The following is a 344-nucleotide window of genomic DNA, read 5'->3' as shown; positions in this document are numbered from 1 at the left end:
ATGAGCAGATGGCGCGTCTGCAACCGTTCTTTCCCAAGAGCCATGGCAAGCCTCGGGTCGATGATCGGCGGGTGCTCAGCGGCATCGTTTTCGTCAATCGCAATGGGCTACGCTGGTGTGATGCGCCGAAGGACTATGGGCCGCACAAGACGCTCTACAATCGCTGGAAGCGGTGGGGCGAGAGGGGAGTCTTCTTGCGCATGATGGAGGGGCTCGCGGCAGCGCAAGCCGTACCGAAAACGGTCATGATCGACGCGACCTACCTGAAGGCACACCGCACGGCATCAAGTCTGCGGGTAAAAAAGGGGATCTCGGCCGCCTGATCGGCCGCACGAAAGGCGGCA

General features: G+C 61.3%; 1 pseudogene. It reads left to right on the top strand.

The features are described 5' to 3' along the window. Positions 1 to 8 precede the first annotated feature (8 nt). Positions 9 to 344, top strand: a pseudogene (locus IFT54_RS20200) (transposase); the annotation flags it as partial.

The organism is Sphingomonas sp. CFBP 13714 (genome assembly GCF_014842205.1).
In the GTDB taxonomy this organism is placed as follows: domain Bacteria; phylum Pseudomonadota; class Alphaproteobacteria; order Sphingomonadales; family Sphingomonadaceae; genus Sphingomonas; species Sphingomonas aerolata.
The sequence above is the reverse complement of the archived record's forward strand: the minus strand, read 5'-3'. Positions and strand labels throughout refer to the sequence as shown.